The sequence below is a fragment of the Kribbella sancticallisti genome (assembly GCF_039530625.1).
Classification (GTDB): domain Bacteria; phylum Actinomycetota; class Actinomycetes; order Propionibacteriales; family Kribbellaceae; genus Kribbella; species Kribbella sancticallisti.
The window spans coordinates 190098-206817 of sequence record NZ_BAAAOS010000020.1; the positions used below are offsets into that span (position 1 = coordinate 190098).

Annotated in this window: 12 protein-coding genes; 7 read left to right on the forward strand and 5 right to left on the reverse strand. The window is 67.1% G+C overall.

Annotation, left to right across the window (positions count from 1 at the left end; translation table 11 throughout):
* Positions 1-236: 236 nt before the first annotated feature.
* The 4 genes from fdhA (at position 237) to ABD255_RS17500 (ending at position 4326) form a co-directional block, all read left to right on the forward strand.
* Positions 237-1451: a formaldehyde dehydrogenase, glutathione-independent gene (gene fdhA / locus ABD255_RS17485; protein ID WP_344215096.1), complete on the forward strand. Its 1215-nt coding sequence runs from the start codon at positions 237-239 to the stop codon at positions 1449-1451.
* A gap of 144 nt (positions 1452-1595) precedes the next feature.
* The gene (locus ABD255_RS17490; protein WP_344215098.1) at positions 1596-1787 is read left to right on the forward strand and encodes a hypothetical protein; all 192 of its coding nucleotides are present in this window, start codon (positions 1596-1598) and stop codon (positions 1785-1787) included.
* A 171-nt stretch (positions 1788-1958) separates the two neighbouring features.
* Positions 1959-2354: a hypothetical protein gene (locus ABD255_RS17495; protein WP_344215100.1), complete on the forward strand. Its 396-nt coding sequence runs from the start codon at positions 1959-1961 to the stop codon at positions 2352-2354.
* Positions 2355-2361: 7 nt separating this feature from the next.
* On the forward strand, positions 2362-4326 hold the full coding sequence (locus ABD255_RS17500; protein ID WP_344215102.1) for a LamG-like jellyroll fold domain-containing protein: 1965 nt from the start codon (positions 2362-2364) through the stop codon (positions 4324-4326).
* Between the two features lie 74 nt (positions 4327-4400).
* Here ABD255_RS17500 and ABD255_RS17505 read toward each other — a convergent pair whose 3' ends face one another.
* From ABD255_RS17505 to ABD255_RS17525, 5 genes are all read right to left on the reverse strand, one after another.
* A complete protein-coding gene (locus ABD255_RS17505) occupies positions 4401-5192 on the reverse strand; it encodes a PIG-L family deacetylase (protein WP_344215104.1) in 792 nt (263 codons plus the stop codon).
* Between the two features lie 1152 nt (positions 5193-6344).
* On the reverse strand, positions 6345-7982 hold the full coding sequence (locus ABD255_RS17510; RefSeq protein WP_344215106.1) for a type 2 periplasmic-binding domain-containing protein: 1638 nt from the start codon (positions 7980-7982) through the stop codon (positions 6345-6347).
* A gap of 79 nt (positions 7983-8061) precedes the next feature.
* Positions 8062-9012, reverse strand: a complete 951-nt coding sequence (locus ABD255_RS17515) for a carbohydrate ABC transporter permease (protein WP_344215109.1) — start codon at positions 9010-9012, stop codon at positions 8062-8064.
* A complete protein-coding gene (locus ABD255_RS17520) occupies positions 9009-10001 on the reverse strand; it encodes an ABC transporter permease (RefSeq protein WP_344215111.1) in 993 nt (330 codons plus the stop codon). Before ABD255_RS17520 ends, ABD255_RS17515 begins: the two co-directional genes overlap by 4 nt.
* Positions 10002-10027: 26 nt before the next feature.
* Entirely contained in the window at positions 10028-12400 is a 2373-nt protein-coding gene (locus tag ABD255_RS17525; RefSeq protein WP_344215113.1) for a glycoside hydrolase family 95 protein, read from the reverse strand.
* A gap of 140 nt (positions 12401-12540) precedes the next feature.
* Between ABD255_RS17525 and ABD255_RS17530 the strand changes: the two genes are divergently transcribed.
* The 3 genes from ABD255_RS17530 to ABD255_RS17540 are packed head-to-tail and all read left to right on the forward strand — an operon-like array spanning position 12541 to position 16692.
* Entirely contained in the window at positions 12541-13860 is a 1320-nt protein-coding gene (locus tag ABD255_RS17530; protein ID WP_344215115.1) for an L-fuconate dehydratase, read from the forward strand.
* The gene (locus tag ABD255_RS17535; protein ID WP_344215117.1) at positions 13857-14633 is read left to right on the forward strand and encodes a FadR/GntR family transcriptional regulator; all 777 of its coding nucleotides are present in this window, start codon (positions 13857-13859) and stop codon (positions 14631-14633) included. The genes ABD255_RS17530 and ABD255_RS17535 overlap by 4 nt, the downstream gene beginning before the upstream one ends.
* 10 nt (positions 14634-14643) lie before the next feature.
* Positions 14644-16692: a glycoside hydrolase family 36 protein gene (locus ABD255_RS17540; RefSeq protein ID WP_344215120.1), complete on the forward strand. Its 2049-nt coding sequence runs from the start codon at positions 14644-14646 to the stop codon at positions 16690-16692.
* Positions 16693-16720 lie beyond the last annotated feature (28 nt).

Consider the following 16720-nt stretch of genomic DNA (forward strand, 5'->3'; position numbering starts at 1 on the left):
CTGCCTTTCCACGCAGAGGTGGGGACGCACCTGGCACGGGGCAGGCGACGACCGCATCGCGTCCACCACAGGGCGTTCGCGGCCTACGGGTTGATCTAGCGAGGCCTGACCGAACTCCGACCGGGGAGCGAGGTGTTGATGCCACTGGTCCATCGGACGACAGACATCGCAGCAGCCGTATCGCAGGACTCCACGGCGTTCAGCAACGGAGCTTCCCCGGAGAGGAGCACTTACTCGTGCCAGGCAACAGGGCAGTTATTTACCAGGGACCAGGCAACGTGACGGTCGAGACGATCGACTACCCGAGCCTGGAACTCAAGGACGGTCCAGGGGTCAATCCCGCCAACGTGGGTCGTCTGGTCCAACACGGGGCGATTCTCAAGGTGGTCGCCAGCAACATCTGCGGCAGCGATCAGCACATGGTCCGCGGCCGGACGACGGCACCGCCGGGGCTGGCTCTCGGCCATGAGATCACCGGTGAGGTCGCGGAGGTCGGCCGGGACGTCGAGTTCATCAAGGTCGGCGATCTGGTGTCGGTCCCGTTCAACATCGCCTGTGGGAGATGCATCAACTGCAAGGAGGGCAAGACCGGCGTCTGCCTGAACGTGAACCCGGACCGGCCGGGATCGGCGTACGGGTATGTCGACATGGGCGGTTGGGTCGGCGGCCAGGCGGAGTACGTGCTGGTGCCGTACGCCGACTGGAACCTGCTCAAGTTCCCCGACAAGGACCAGGCGCTCGCGAAGATCCGCGACCTGGCGATGTTGTCGGACATCTTCCCCACCGGGTACCACGGCGCGGTCACCGCCGGTGTCGGGACCGGTTCCACCGTCTACGTCGCCGGGGCCGGACCGGTCGGACTGGCTGCGGCCACCTCGGCCTTCCTGCTCGGCGCCGCCGTCGTCATCGTGGCCGATCTGCAGAAGGAACGGCTCGAGCAGGCCCGCAGTTTCGGCTGCGAGACCGTCGATGTGGCGGAGGGTGAACCGAGGGATCAGATCGAGCGGATCCTCGGCGAGCCGGAGGTCGACTGTGCCATCGACGCGGTCGGGTTCGAGGCGCACGGCCACGGCACCGACGCGCAGGCCGAGCGTCCCGCGACCGTGCTCAACACCGTCATGGATGTCACCAGGGCCGGCGGCGCCGTCGGAATCCCGGGGCTCTACGTCACCGGAGACCCCGGGGCGAGTGACGATGCCGCGAAGACCGGTTCGCTGTCGATCCGGCTGGGCCTCGGCTGGGCGAAGTCGCTGGCGTTCACCACTGGTCAATGCCCGGTCATGCGCTATAACCGCCAACTGATGATGGCGATCCTGCACGACCGCACGCAGATCGCGAAGAACGTGAACGCCACGGTCATCCCGCTGGACCAGGCGCCAGAGGGGTACGCCGAGTTCGACAAGGGTGCGGCCCGTAAGTACGTGCTCGACCCGCACGGACTGATCAAGTAGCTGACCTCGAGTAACCGGCAACCGACGGGAGCATGGCCACCAGCCCGGCTCCCGTCGGGTTGTCGTGACCGCTGCGAAATCCGGTGGAAACGACGATCTGGGCATACTGGAAATGGAGGGGGAATTTTTACGAGAGCGACTTTCATGAGCAGTGACAACCGGCTGGACCTCGAGTTCGCCTACACCCCCTACGCCGACTCCTGCCGCGATCTCTATTCGCCGCACTATTACTGCCGGCGCCCGCGCGGCCACGACGGCGTACACGCGGCGGGCTTCGGCACGAACAGGCTCCGCTGGGAACACCTCCCAGACCACGCCCCCCACATGCTGTCCTAGCGAGACCAAGCACCCGTCGATATGAGTGCTGTTGGCACCGAGCGCGTACTCACCGGCCTTCCGGTCATTTGAACGCTATCGCTGTGGTGGCCGCGCGTCGTACCCTCGACAGCTATCCGGGTGTCGGTGGGGCGGCCGGACATCTCGCTGCAGTGCTGGGGGGAACTACCGATGCAGATTCAGGGCAGTCTGACGATCGACGGCGTACTGGTCGTGCCCGTCGAGGCGTACACCTTCTCGGTGACCGGGACCGTCGCGGTCGCGACCGGGAAGTCGCGGATCTACCTCGAAGGCGACTACGTCATCGAGACGGTCCGGGCCGCGGCGCACACGGCACCGGCCGGCGCCGCGCTCGTGGTGGACGTGAACAAGAACGGCACCACCATCTACACCAACCAGGCGGACCGGCCGAGTATCGCGGTCGGGACGAACAGTGCCACCGGCAACAGTCCGGCCGTGACCACGCTGGCGGCCGGCGACTACCTCACCGTCGACGTCGATCAGATCGGTTCGGCGACCGCCGGCGCCGATCTGACGGTGACGGTCCGCGTCCGCCGGGCCAGCTAGGACCGTCGTGGCGCAGTCAGCGGGCTACACGTTCAACGCGGACACGGTCAGCGGTACGACGGTACGGGACATCGCGGGCTACTTCCTGCACGGCACCATCGTCGGATCGGCGACTCTGGTGGCAGCCAAGTACGGCGATGGCCTGAACTGCACAGGTGGCGCGATGCACGTCGTCGTACGTCCGCCGAAGGCCGGAGACTCCTTCTACCCGCTCAGCACCGATGGCGGCCTGTCGATCGCCGCGTGGGTCGAACTCAACGACAACACCGCGGCGGCCCGTTGCATCGCGTCCGCGAGCAGCGGCGGCACACTGAACTGGGCCGTGTACGCCTCCAACGCCAGTGGCAACGTGGAGGCGAAGATCGGTGGAGCGACCTACAGCACGACCACGAGCATCCGCGATGGGGAACAGCATCACGTGCTCGTCGTGTTCGACGCCACTGCGTCGACCGACACCGTGAAGATCGCCGTCGACGGTGTCGAGGTGCTGTCGGTCAACGCCGGCGCCGCCCTCGCGTACTCCGGCACCGAGGTCATCATGGAGGCCGGGCGGAACACGCTCACAGGCTCCGAGGCACTCGACGGGATCGTCGACGACCTGCGCTGGTGGAACGACCCGGTCGAGGCGGCGTACTGGCCGACCTTGATCGCCGTCGAGCAGATCGACCATCAACTGGCGATCTACCCGTTCGACCAGGACACCGCCGAGGACCTCGGCACTTCCGGCCGTGATCTCACCGTCGCTCCGTCCGCGAGCTTCACCACCGGCTTGTACGGGCGTGCGTTGGTCTCCGGTACGGCGGCAGCCGGTGCGAGCGGCGTGGTCGACTTCCCGGACTGCGACCGGCTGGCGATCTGCGGATGGCTCCGGCTCGACACCGCACCGACCGGTGCGGCCGCGCCGATCCTCGCGATCGACAACAGCTCGAACAACGCACGGGTCCGGGTCGTGGTGAACACCAACCGGACCGTGACCGCGACCTGGACCACGATCGACGACGGAACTGTCTCGGTGACCAGTACGGCGGTGCTGACCGTCGGCCAGTGGACCCGGTTCCAGGTGGCGATCAACCCGACGTACGTGCAGGTCCGGCTCGAGGGCGATCAGGTGACCGAGAGCATCGGTGACGGTTTCCCGCACGTGTCGCCGGCCATCGACGGCCTGTACCGGCTGTCCATCGGCGGTGACGCGAGCGCCGGCGGCCAGGTCTCGTACGACTATCTGACCTTCACGAAGAACTTCCTCGCCGAGGTGACCTCGGGCTACTGGAGCGGCGCGCCGGTCATGACGCCGTACCGGCCGGCCAATGTGGCGCGCGGCGTGTATCACTTCAACGAGAACAGCGGGACGGTCGTCGACGACAAGTCGCCCTCAGGAAACGACCTCACCCTGACGGCCGCCGGTTCGTGGGTGTCGGGTATCGAGGGTTCCGCGCTCGGAGCCAACGGGACGGGTCCCGGCGCGTCGAGGACCTCGCTTGTGTGGCCGGCGTCGCCGCCGGGCTGGGCGTTCTCGGCGTGGGTCAAGTGCCGCTCCAGCAGCGATGGCGCCCGATTCCTGGTACTGCGGAACGCGGCGGACGAGGTCGCGCACGCGGGCCGGCTGGACGGGCTGTTCTGGGTGCGCCTGTTCGGCACCGGCGGCACCACCGGCATCGTCAGCTCGTCTCGTGCGCCGGTCCCGGCCGAGACCTGGACACACGTGGCGGCGTCCTGCGATCAGAAGGCTGTCCAGCTCTTCCTCAACGGGTCCGTGTTCACGGTCGAAACCTTCAGCGCGGGGCCGCTACTGCAGCCGGCCGAGCTGCACGTGGGCGGCGACAACCCGGACTCGTCGGTCGCCGACGTCGACGACCTGCGCCTGTTCGACACCCCGATCAGTGCGGCCAACGTCCGCTGGCTCTACCAGAACACCGGCCAGTACTACGAGCCCGCGCCGGCCGCCTTCGCCGCCTGGGGCGTGCCGCTCTAGGGCCCTGCCCGGGCGCCGGCACGCCGCATGCCCCAGTCCACGACAGCTCGCATCGTCAGATCCGTTGCGAGATCTCAGGCGTGCCAGAGATTGGCGATCGACGCCGACGGCCCGAAGTTGTTGGCGAACTGCCCGGCCACCTGGTGGTATCCGATCGCGTACGACCCGGCCGCGGGGCTCCACGCACTGAAGGCCTTCACCACCCGGTTCCTCAGCACCGAGTCGAATTCGGCCTTACGGGGACCGGCGTTGAACCACGCGAGTCCAGGCGTCGCGGCCACATCGGCCGGTCGCGGCGGCGACGGACCCCAGTACAGCCGGGACACGAAGAACCGCGAGTTCACCAGACTCGGATTCTCGAGCTTCAGTTGCCTCAGGCCCTCACCGCAGGCGGCGTGGTCGGGGTGGTCGTCGGTATAGGACATCGTGTGGTGGAACGAGTTCGGATGGCTGGCGGCGTAACCGGCGATGATGGTTTTGACATCGTTCACCCCGGACGGGCTGGTTCCGAACGCATCCAGCAGCCCGCCCTCGTGGTGATACAGGGCGCCGGCCGTGTACCCGGCAGTCGGGGTGACGGTGGCCATAGCCCCGATGGCGGAGCGGCACTCCAGTATGCGAGCCGCACCGATCGCGGCCGGCGTCAAGGTCGGGTAGCCCTCCCGGCCCGGATTGTGTGTGTAGGCATGCTCGGCCCAGTTGCACACGTTGTTCCCGTTGAACGACCCCAGCGGTCCACCGTTCCCCCCACGGTTCATGGAGACCACGTGCACCTCGTACCCATGGGCCAGATACCACACCAGAGCCAACCCAGCCGACAGCGTCTCGTCATCGGGGTGCGGGCTGTAGAAAAAGACTCGAGCCACCGCGCTCACGTCCTTCGTTCTCTGTTCGTGGCTCCGATCACCGACTCCGGCCGCCTGTCATCGGGGTACTCGCGACATGGCGGGGCGGTTGATGGCGATGCTCAGACCGAACGAGGGCTCCGGCGCGACGCGGTCCTCAAAGTTACGATCGGCTAACCCTCGTAGATTCAGGACGCGGGGATGCCCTCATCCTGTGCCTCGCCTTCTTCAGGTGTCAACGGCACCTCGCGCTTACCCGACAGAATGATGACCGGCCGCGCGCTGTTGTTTCTTTGATGGAATTGCACGCAGCGCCAACCATCCACACAAGCAAGCGCTCGCACCACATCGCGAGCGCGGTGGTCACTCCGCACGTCACGACCAGGCCGCGCTGAGCCGTTCGTACTCTTCGGCGGTCACGGGCAGCACGACCCCATGGCATGGGTCTTCCGGTAGGCGGTAGTCCTTGGAGGCGATCCACTCGCCGCCGGCCAGGTCGGTCGTCTCGAAGGGGACGTAACGGCGATCCGGCGTGAACTCGTCGATCCACAGATAGATACCACTTCTGCTCGGTGTTCGACTTGTACACCAACGGGCCTAGATCTGCTCGCCGTCGGCCGACTCACGCTTGAAATGCGCGTAGAGGTAACCAGCGTTCGGTGAGATTGGGGAGGATTTCTGGCCGTTCATGGGGCGAAATGTTCCCCGGATCCGGCTCGCGTCGTGGCCCGCCGCCGCTCATCCTTACCAACCGAATCAACTTCGGGCGCGCTCAACATCCTTCTCGGCGGCGTACGGCCGAGCCCTACTTCACCGGTGGATCCGGGCTGTAGGTTCCGGATTGATCCAGATCCGAACAACGCTATTGCTCAGATCGCTGCCGCCTACGCAACTGGCGAAGCCGCCGGCGAGTCCGCTCAGCAGAGGCAATCGAAACCGAGCACGTCACCGCCGCCAAACACGGCATCAACCTCTTCGCATCACTCACCATGCTCGCCGAACGGCGTCCCTGGGTACCTGCTCGCGCATGACCTGACCAGTTACACCGGCGTACTCCGGTTGCTGCCCGATCGTCGCCATTTGACTGAGTCATCCCGAATGGTCGTTGCGAAAGCCGGACGGTGTACGGCTTGTCCAGGACCGGCCGGACCTGCTCCGGCCGGTCCCCTGGACCTACTTGGGCACCTTGTCGTACGCGGTCTGCTGGATTTCCAGGTAGCGCTTCAGGCCGAGGCCGTCGAGGCCCTTGACGTAGGCGTCCCAGTCGCTGTCGACGTTCTTCGAGCCGGTGACGAACTGCAGCGCGTTCTGCTGGACGTAGTTCTCGATGTTCGTCTGCAGGGTGGCGACCTCGCTGCCGAGCGACGGGTCGATCCAGACCTTCCAGTACGGGTAGACCAGCGCTTTGTCCTCCTTGCCCTCATAGAGCTTGGTTGCCTCGAACAACCGCCGCTCGTACCCGGCCTGGGTGTAGATGTCGGTCGCGATCGCCTCGGAGTTCCGGTACTTCTCGGTGTTGTTGTACTGGGCCAGCGCCTGCCATCCGGAGTTCGTCGGTGGCGCGCCGGGCTTCTGCTGGATCTGCGCGAACAACGGCTTCAGTGACTTGTCGAGCGCGACGTCTCCGGCCTGTGGTTTGCGCCAGGTCTTGCCCTCTTTGCCCCAGAAGGCGTTGATCTGTCCTTCGTCGGTGAACATGTAGTCGAGCAGCTTGATCGCCTGGATCTGCTCCTCCGGCGTGGCCTTGTTCGTCAGCACGAACGTCGCACCCGGCGCGCTCGGGAAGTTGTACCCGGTGTGGTTCACCCCCTGCGGCCCGGTGAGCGGCGGTACGGCGTCGTACTGCTTGTCGCGACCGTCAGGCAAGCCGATGGTGACCGCCTCGCCCAGGTGCAGAACGGTGGCCGAACCGAGGATCGGCACCTTGCCACTGTCGCCCTGCTGCGACAGCGCGTCGGGGTTCTGGGTGAAGGCGCCCTTGTCGATCAGGCCTTCCTTGTAGAGCGAGTTCAGGTACTTGAGGCCCTCCCGCCAGCCGTCCTTGTTGGCCTGCAGGTCGACCTTGCCGTCCTTCAGCACCAGGGTCGAGTTGTTGTTCCCGCTGGTGCCTTGCGGGTCGTAGATGAAGGCGTTCATGAAGTACGGGATCAGGGCGCTCCGCAGGCTCCCGCTCACCGGGATCTCGTCCGCCTTCCCGTTCCCGTTCGGATCCTGAGTCTTGAAGGCCCGCAGCACCTTGACCATGTCCTCAGTGGTCTTCGGCTGGTCGAGTCCGAGCTTCTTCAACCAGGCCGAGTTCATCCACAGCTTGCCCTGGTACGAGCAGTGGTAGCAGTCGACCCACTGCGGCAGACCGTAGATCTTGCCGTCCGGCGCGGTCGCCATCGCCTTCCACTCCGGTTCCGCGTCGAGCGCCTTCTTGACGTTCGGCGCGTACTGGTCGATCAGCTGGTTCAGCGCAATGACGACGCCCTGGTTCGACAGTCTCAGCAGATCCGACTGGCTGAACTGGTCGACCCAGGGGATCAACAGGTACAGGTCCGGATAGTCACCACTGGCCAGGGAAATCTGGCGCTTCTCCTTGGCCGGCCCAGCGTCGAACGTCGTGTTCTGCCACTTCATGGTCAGGTTGAACTTCTCCTTCACCACCTTGGTGAAGTCGTTGGTCGCCAGGTTCCAGTCGGCCGCCTGAGGTGCGAACACATCGAGGGTGACCGCGGGATTCCCGGTGACGGTGGGCAACGGCTTGCTCTGCGGGTCGTCCGAGCCGCCACCGGTACAGGCCGCGAGCGCGAGTGCCAGGACAGTCATGCCGGCGATCCCGGCATGCCTCCTCTTTCTGAGCTGTACAGACATAGGTCCCTCACAGGGGTTGTGATGTGCGGAGGGATCAGCCCTTGACGGCGCCGATCATGATTCCCTTGGTGAAGTAGCGCGCGACGAACGGATAGATGAGCAGCACCGGCACGCTGGCCACGACGATCAGCGAGTACTTGAGCAGGTCGGCCAGTTGCTGGCGTTGCATGACGACAGTTGCGTCGATTGCCCCGCCGCCGGACGTGTTGAGGATCAGGATGTTGCGCAGGACCAGCTGCAGCGGGAAGAGATCTGGGCTCTTCAGGTAGATCAGGGCGTCGAAGTACGAGTTCCACTGCATGATCGCGTACATCAGCGCGACCACCGCGATCATCGGCTTGGCCAGCGGGATCACCACCGACCACAGGAACCGCAGATCGCCGCAGCCGTCGAGCTGGGCGGCCTCGACCAGTTCGTCGGGGATCGCGGTCCGCAGGTAGGTCCGGGCGATGATGACCTGCCAGACGCCGATCGCCTGCGGGATGATCAGCGCCCACCGGGTGTCGAGCAGGCCGGCGGACTGGACCACCAGGTACGTCGGGATCAGGCCGCCGGTGAACAGCATCGTGAAGAGGATCACGGTCATCACCACGTTGCGGCCGACGAGCGTACGCCGGGACATCGGGTAGGCGATCGCGACCGTCATCGTGACGCTGACGATCGTCCCGACAACGGTGTAGAACAAGGAGTTCAGGTACCCCTGAATGATCTGCGGGTTCTCGAACACGGCGCGGTACCCGCGCAGCGAGAACTCCACCGGCCAGAACAGCACCCGGCCGGACGACACCGCCTCGGGGCTGCTGAACGAGCTGGCCACGATGTACAGCAGAGGCAGCAGCACGACCGCCAGGAACACCGTCAGGAGCAGATACACACAGAACAAGAAGATGCGGTCCGTGCGCGGTTCGCGGATCCGGCGGTCCCGTTCCGCACGGCGCTCGGCCCTCTTGCCCAGTACCGTCGTGGCTTCACCGCGGGCGCTCATGACCATAGTCCGTTCCCGGTGATCCGCTTGGCCACCGCGTTGACTGCGAGCAGCAGGACGAGGTTGATCACCGAGTTGAACAGCCCGACCGCGGTGGCCATGCTGAAGTCCGCGTTCAGCAGACCCGTCTTGTACACATAGGTCGCGATGATCTCCGACTGGCTCAGGTTGAGCGGGTTCTGGAACAGGAACGCCTTCTCGAAGCCGATCGCCATAATGTTGCCGACAGCAAGGACCAGGATGATCACCGCGGTCGGCATGATGCCCGGCAGGTCCACGTGCCGGATCCGCTGCAACCGGCTGGCGCCGTCGATCCTGGCAGACTCGTGCAGGGCGGGATCGATGCCGGACAACGCGGCCAGGTAGATGACCGCGGAGTACCCGGAGGTCTGCCAGACGTCGGACCAGACGTAGATGTGCCGGAAGTAGTCGGGGTTCCCGAGGAAGTCGATCGCCGGAACCCCGAAGAAGCCCAGGCCCTCGTTGACGATTCCGAGCCGTGGCGACAACAGCAGGATCGTCATCGACACGACCACGACCGTGGAGATGAAGTACGGCGCGTACGTCACCAGCTGCACGCTCCGCTTGAACAGGCCGTTGCGGATCTCGTTGAGCGCCAGCGCGAGGATGATCGCGATCGGGAAGCTCGCTACCACGGTGTAGACCGAGAGCAGGAAGGTGTTCTTCACCAGGGTCCAGAACACCGGGTTCTGGAAGAACAGCTCGAAGTTCTTCCAGCCGATCCACGGGCTGCCCCAGATGCCCTTGGTCACGTTGAAGTTCTTGAACGCCAGGACGGCGTTCGCCATCGGGATGTACTTGAACACCACGAACCAGATCAGCGGCACGACCATCAGGAGATAGAGGGTCCAGTGCCGGTGCAGACTCCGCCGCAGACCGGTGAGGCTGGTGCGTTCACGCCGCCGGCGTCGACGCTGCGGAACCGGTGCTTCGCCGACGGGCGGCGGGATGCTCGTCAGGACTGCCATCAGGGTTTCCTCCTCCCTCGGACCGGTCAGCTCACGCTGAGACGGTGGGCTGTGCGGGCTCCGAGCCGGACCGCGATCCGCTCATCGCCGTAGCGGACGAAGCGTTCCTGGTCCCGGTCCGCGGTGAGCACCACGTCGACGCCGTCCGGGTTCCAGGCGATGTCGACCGTGACGCCGCCCCGGGCACGGAGACCCGTGACTCGGCCGACGGGCCAGTCGTCCGGCCGGGCCGGCAGCACCTGGATCTCGCCGGTGTGGCTCTGCAGCAGCATCTCCGCGATTCCCGCGGTCGCGCCGAAGTTGCCGTCGATCTGGAACGGCGGATGGGCGCAGAACAGGTTCGGATAGACACCCGCGCCGCTGCCGACGTAGTCCGTCGAGGTGTCGTCGGCCGGAGTGAGGAAGGCGCGGACCAGTCGATGTGCCGCGGCCGCGTCGCGCAGCCGGGCCCGCAGATTGATCTTCCACGCCAGAGACCAGCCGGTCGCCTGATCGCCCCGCAGGTCGAGCGTTCGCGTGGCGGCCGCCGCGAGCGCCGGCGTACCGTCCGCCGTGATCGCGTCGCCCGGGTGCAGGCCGACCAGATGCGACATGTGCCGGTGGTGCGGGTCCTCCTCCGGCAGATCCGCGGCCCACTCCTGCAGTTGCCCGCGGCTGCCGACCGCCGGATCCGGGATCCGCTTGCGCGCCAGGACGAGATGCTGCACCAGTGGATCGGTCAACCGGAGAAGTCCGGCGGTCTGCACACACCGGTCGAACAGGTCCGCGATCAGGCTCAGGTCCATCGTCGACGAGACCGTGACCGATGCCGGCCTGCCGTCGTCGGCCAGGTAGTCGTTCTCCGGTGACGTGGACGGCGACGTCCCCAGACTTCCGTCCGGCAACTCGACCAGCCAGTCGAGGCAGAACTCCGCAGCGCCGCGCAGCACCGGCCACGCCCGGCCGAGGAACTCCAGATCACCGCCGAACGCGTAGTGATCCCACAGGTGCCGAACCAGCCAGGCACCGGCCATGGGCCAGTTGGACCACCGCGGGTCGCCCTCGACAGGCAATGTCCAGCACCACGCGTCGGCGTTGTGGTGAGCCGTCCAGCCACCACAGCCGTAACGCTCCCGCGCCGTACTCCGGCCCGCCTCGGCGAGCTGAACCACATAGTCGAGCAGCGGCTGGTGGCACTCGGGCAAGCTGGTGGTCTCGGCGGGCCAGTAGTTCATCTCGGTGTTGATGTTGACCGTGTAGTTCGAACTCCACGGCGGCCGCAGGATGTCGTTCCAGATCCCTTGCAGGTTCGTCGGCAGCCCACCGGGACGCGAGCTCGCGATCATCAGGTAGCGGCCGTAGTTGAACAACAGCGCCGCCAGCGCGGGGTCGTCGCCGTGCCTGGTCAACCGCACGTCGGTCGGCAAGTCCGCGAGCTCTGGAGGTCCGGCCAGCTCGAGCGACGATCGGCGGAACAGTCCCTGATGATCCGCGGTGTGCTCGGCGACAAGTTCCTCGTACTCACGGCCCAGCGCGGCGAGCACCTTCTCGTCGGCGGCCGTCCAGCACTCCTCCGCCGTCCGCGTCGGCGGTGTGGACGGGCCGTCGTACCCGGTGGCTGTGGAGAGGATCAGAATCAGCTCGCCGGCTCCCCGGATGGTGAGTCCTGTTTCGTTGGCGGTTACCTCGCCATCGGTGCGCGCGCGCAGTGCGATCGCCGCCGACATCCCGCGGTCCGCGCCGTCGGAGTACCGGATCGGCTTCGGTACGTCGCGATGCGGCGGTGCGACCGAGGCCGGTGCCTGCAGCAACAGTCCGGCACCGGCCGCGGTCACCCAAGGCCGCGACCGCAGCTGCGACGCAAGCCTCGCGGTGACGCTGAGTGCGGCTGACTTCGACGCGGTCATGCGCAGGACGAGCACGCCGGCCGGTGCGCTCACGAACACGTCCTGCCGGACGGCCACGTCGCCGACCTCGTACTCCACCACCGCCCTCGCGGTGTCCAGATCCAGCCGCCGCCGGTACTTCGCCACGTCGCCGGCGGCCGGCGTCGAGCCGTCGACCGCGACGTCCAGCAGCAGATCGCCGAGCGGCAGATAGGCCTGCGAGTAGCCGGAATGGAATCCACCCGCCAGCTCGTGTGCGCGCCGCACGTCGCCGGACGCCAGGGCCGCGCGTACTGCCTGCACGGCATCGGGTCCGACAGCGCCGAGGGGCTCCGACAGCAGGCGCGCCGTCTCCGGACTGCCTGACCAGCAGGTCTCGTCGTTGAGGCCGATCCGGTCGGCGCCGACACCGCCGAAGCACATCGCGCCGATCCGGCCGTTGCCGAGCGGCAGTGCCTCCAGCCAGGTTCCAGCCGGGCGGTCGTAGTACAGCCAGGTCGCATCCGTGCGGTCCGAGCCCACCAGGTCGCTCATCCCAGGCACCTCCAGCGCGGGGTGATGATGCACAATCATCATATGAATTCGGGGGATCGTAGCGCCAGGATGGCGGATGGTCCATACTGAAGCGGTCTTCAGACGCTAATCGTCTTATCTATCGGGGCACAGGGGGTCTCATGCCACGGATCACGTCGGTGGAAGTCGTCGACGTTCGCTTCCCGACCTCGCTCACGCGGGACGGCTCGGACGCGATGAACAAGGACGGCGACCACTCCGCCGCGTACGTCGTCTTGCACACCGATGACCCGACGCTGACCGGGCACGGCTTCACTTTCACGATCGGGCGCGGCAACGACCTGTGCGTCGCGGCGGCGGCACAACGCGGCCGCCCCCTGGTCGGGCGGGACGTCGACGAGCTCAGCGCCGACCTGGGTGGGATCTATCAGGAACTGCAATCGGACACGCAACTGCGCTGGCTCGGGCCGGACAAGGGCGTCGTACACCTGGCGCTGGCCGCCGTCATGAACGCCGTCTGGGACCTGGCCGCACGGCGAGCCGGGAAGCCGCTGTGGCGACTCCTGGCCGACATGTCACCCCGGGAACTGGTCGCGGCCGCGGACCTGCGCTACCTGTCGGACGTGCTCACCCCTGAGCAGGCGGTCACGCTCCTCACCGACCGCGAACCCGGCCGGGCGCAGCGGATCAAGGAGCTCGAGGCCGACGGATACCCGTGCTACACCACATCGGCCGGCTGGCTCGGGTACTCCGACGACAAGTTGCGCCGACTGTGCGAAGAGGCCGTCGCCGCCGGATACAAACACGTCAAGCTCAAGGTCGGCGCCGACCTGACCGACGACATCCGCAGATGCGGTATCGCCCGCGAGGTGCTCGGTCCCGACGGGCACCTGATGATCGACGCGAACCAGGTCTGGGACGTGCCGACAGCGATCTCCTGGGTCCGGGCGCTGGCGCCGTTCGATCCGTTGTGGATCGAGGAGCCGACCCATCCCGACGACGTTCTCGGGCACGCCGCGATCCGCCGGGCGGTCGCGCCGATCGGCGTCGCCACCGGCGAGCACGGCATGAACCGGATCCTGTTCAAGCAGCTGTTCCAGGCCGGCGCGATCGACTACTGCCAGCTCGACGCCGCCCGGCTGGGGAGCGTCAACGAGGTCCTCGCCGTGTACCTCCTGGCTGCCTCGTTCGGCGTGCCGGTGTGCCCGCACGCGGGCGGAGTCGGCCTGTGCGAGCTGGTCCAGCATCTCGCGGTCTTCGACTACGTGGCGGTGTCGGCCTCACTGGACGGCCGCGTCACCGAGTACGTCGACCACCTGCACGAGCACTTCACCGACCCCTGCATCGTCGGGAACGGCGCCTACTTGCTGCCCTCCGCCCCCGGCTACAGTGCCGAGATGCGCAGATCGTCACTCGCGAGCTACACGTTCCCGACCGGGTCCTACTGGGCGTCGCAGGACAGCACGGAGTCGGTGGCATGACAGCCGGCGTCGGGCCTCCGCGCGGACCGAGCGCTCCAGCCGACGACGGCCGGACAGCCGCCCGAGGTGGTGGCTCGCAGACAGACGTCGTCGTCCAGGGCATCAAGAAGCTGATCATCGACGGCTCGCTCCGGCCGGGCGACCGCCTGCCGGTCGAGAAGGACCTGGCAGATGCGCTGGGAGTCTCCCGCGGTCCGCTGCGCGAGGGTGTCCGCGCGCTGTCCATGATGGGCGTGCTGGAGACCCGCCAGGGCGACGGGACCTACGTCACCGCCCTCGACCCATCGTTGCTGCTGGCACCGATGGGGTTCGTGGTGGACCTGCAGGACCACAGCGGCGCGCACGACCTGCACGCCGTACGACGCATGCTGGAGACCGAGGCCGCCGCCTTGGCAGCCACCCGGATCAGCGCCGAGGCGCTGGCCGCGGCGGACGAACTGCTGCGCCGGACCGAGGCCGAACTGACCGCCGGCGTGCCGGACCACGAGGCGCTGATCGACAACGACATCGCCTTCCATCGCGTCATCGCCCAGGCGTCCGGCAACCCGGTGCTGGCGGCCCTGATCGAGGCTCTCGGCGGCCGGACCACCCGCGATCGGCTGTGGCGCTCGATCAGTCAGGACGGTGCCGACGAAGCCACCCACGGCGAACACCGGGGCATCCTGGATGCCCTGGCCGGTCACGACCCCGACCGGGCCCGCGTCCGGATGGCCGCCCACCTGTTCGGCGTCGAGGACTACTTGCGGGAACGACCGCCCGGCCCCGATCTGTGAGGACTGCTCGATGCCCTTCGTGTGGCGTACTGCGAACCTGACGCTGACGTTCTGCCTTGATGACGGCCCGGTCCGGTGGGAATCCGTCCACTGGAATCCCGAGGCCTCGACCGGTCCGGTCGACCAACCACTCGTAGAGGTGTCGGCGCTCGGTCATGGCCGGTCGGTCAGCACCCACCGCCACGTCGGCACCGTCATCGGCCGCCGGCTGCGATACACGAGTCACGAAGCCACCGACACCAGCCTCCGCATCCTCCAGCAGGACGCGGTCACCGGACTCCAGATCACCACCTTCTTCGAAGCGGCGGACGGAGTACGGGCCTGGACGGAGGCTCGGCTGACCGGTCCGGGCAGCCTCGAGCTGACCAGCCTGTCATCGGTCGTCGTCGCGCTCGACTCGGTGGACTTCGACCTGGTCTCCGGTGACAACGACTGGATGGCCGAGAGCAGGTGGTCCGTCAAGCCGCTGCGCGAGGCCGGCCTGCCCGACATCCAGCGCCCACCGCACCACCCGCCACCGCGCACCCGGCACGCGGTGACGAGTCGGGGCTCGTGGTCGACCGGCGAGCACCTTCCCACCGGCGTCCTGGCGCGGGACGGCTACGCACTGGGCTGGCAGATCGAGCACAACGGGCCGTGGCACTACGAGATCGGTGAGACGCCGCGCGGTGGCTACCTGCTGCTCAGCGGACCGACCGATCAAGAACACCAGTGGACGGCGACCATCACCGCGGATCGCTCGTTCACCACCGTGCCGGTGTCGATCGTCGCGGCACCTGACCGCGACAACGCCTTCGCCGCGCTGACCCGGCAACGCCGCGCCATCCGTCGGCACCGCCCCGCCGACGACCTGCTGCCAGTGATCTTCAACGACTACATGAACACTCTGATGGGTGACCCGACCACCGAGCGGCTGGTGCCGTTGATCGACGCCGCGGCCGCGGTCGGGGCGGAGTACTTCTGCATCGACGCCGGCTGGTACGCCGACGGCGACTGGTGGAGCACGGTCGGCGCCTGGCAGCCGTCCGCCACCCGCTTCCCCGGCGGGCTCGGCGAGGTCGTCGAGCGCATCCGCACCCGTGGCATGGTGCCCGGGCTCTGGCTCGAGCCCGAGGTGGTCGGCGTCGACTCACCGCTGGCCAAGGATCTGCCTGACGACGCGTTTTTGAGCCGTCGCGGGGTTCGAGTCGCGGAGAACGGCCGGCACCTCCTGGATCTCCGCAGCGCCGCGGCCCGCCGCCACCTCGACGACACCGTCGACCGGCTGGTGGCGGAGTACGGGATCGGGTTCTTCAAGCTGGACAACAACACCATGACGGGGCCGGGCACCGACTCCGACGGACAGTCGGTCGGTCAAGGCCTGTTGGAGCACCAGCGCGCACTGCTCGACTGGCTGGACGAGGTCCAGGCCCGGCATCCCGGGCTGCTGCTGGAGAACTGCGGGTCCGGCGCGTTGCGGATGGACTACGCGATGCTCTCCCGGCTGCATCTGCAGTCGACCTCCGACCAGCAGGATCCTTTGCTCTACGCAACGATCGCGGCAGCCGCGCCGGCCTCCGTGCTGCCCGAGCAGGCAGGCAACTGGGCCTACCCGCAGACAGGGATGTCACGCGAGGAATTCACTCTCTGCCTGGTCAACGGCGTCCTCGGCCGAATGTATCTGTCGGGCCACCTGGATCGGATGACGCCGCCAGAGCTCGACCTGGTCCGCTCGGCCCTGGCTGCCCACCGAACCGTGCTGCCTCACCTTCCCGACCTGGTTCCCTTCTGGCCGCTGGGTCTGCCCGGCTGGACCGACGAATGGGTGGCACTCGGGCTGAACGGACCTTCGGCGTCGTACCTCGCGGTGTGGCACCGCTCAGCCGAACCAGCCCAAGTCGACCTACAACTGCCGCGCGGTCAGCTCACGAGTCTGTTCCCCGCGCAGCCAGACGGCTGGACCTACAACTGGCAGAACGACCTCTTGACCATCACCGCCAACACCACAGAACCGTCCGCCCGAGTCATCGAACTCATCGGTCCCATAGTCGCCGATCCCGATCTGACATCCGGCAGCTAGTCGGCCGGCGAGTGCCTTTCGGAGCAGG

What these genes read in the sequence shown, in the direction of transcription:
- ABD255_RS17515 (WP_344215109.1), bottom strand. Translation starts at nt 9,012, where the DNA reads ATGAGCGCCCGCGGTGAAGCCACGACGGTACTGGGCAAGAGGGCCGAG.
- ABD255_RS17520 (WP_344215111.1), bottom strand. Translation starts at nt 10,001, where the DNA reads ATGGCAGTCCTGACGAGCATCCCGCCGCCCGTCGGCGAAGCACCGGTT.
- ABD255_RS17490 (WP_344215098.1), top strand. Translation starts at nt 1,596, where the DNA reads ATGAGCAGTGACAACCGGCTGGACCTCGAGTTCGCCTACACCCCCTAC.
- ABD255_RS17540 (WP_344215120.1), top strand. Translation starts at nt 14,644, where the DNA reads ATGCCCTTCGTGTGGCGTACTGCGAACCTGACGCTGACGTTCTGCCTT.
- ABD255_RS17525 (WP_344215113.1), bottom strand. Translation starts at nt 12,400, where the DNA reads ATGAGCGACCTGGTGGGCTCGGACCGCACGGATGCGACCTGGCTGTAC.
- ABD255_RS17535 (WP_344215117.1), top strand. Translation starts at nt 13,857, where the DNA reads ATGACAGCCGGCGTCGGGCCTCCGCGCGGACCGAGCGCTCCAGCCGAC.
- ABD255_RS17510 (WP_344215106.1), bottom strand. Translation starts at nt 7,982, where the DNA reads ATGACTGTCCTGGCACTCGCGCTCGCGGCCTGTACCGGTGGCGGCTCG.
- ABD255_RS17495 (WP_344215100.1), top strand. Translation starts at nt 1,959, where the DNA reads ATGCAGATTCAGGGCAGTCTGACGATCGACGGCGTACTGGTCGTGCCC.
- ABD255_RS17530 (WP_344215115.1), top strand. Translation starts at nt 12,541, where the DNA reads ATGCCACGGATCACGTCGGTGGAAGTCGTCGACGTTCGCTTCCCGACC.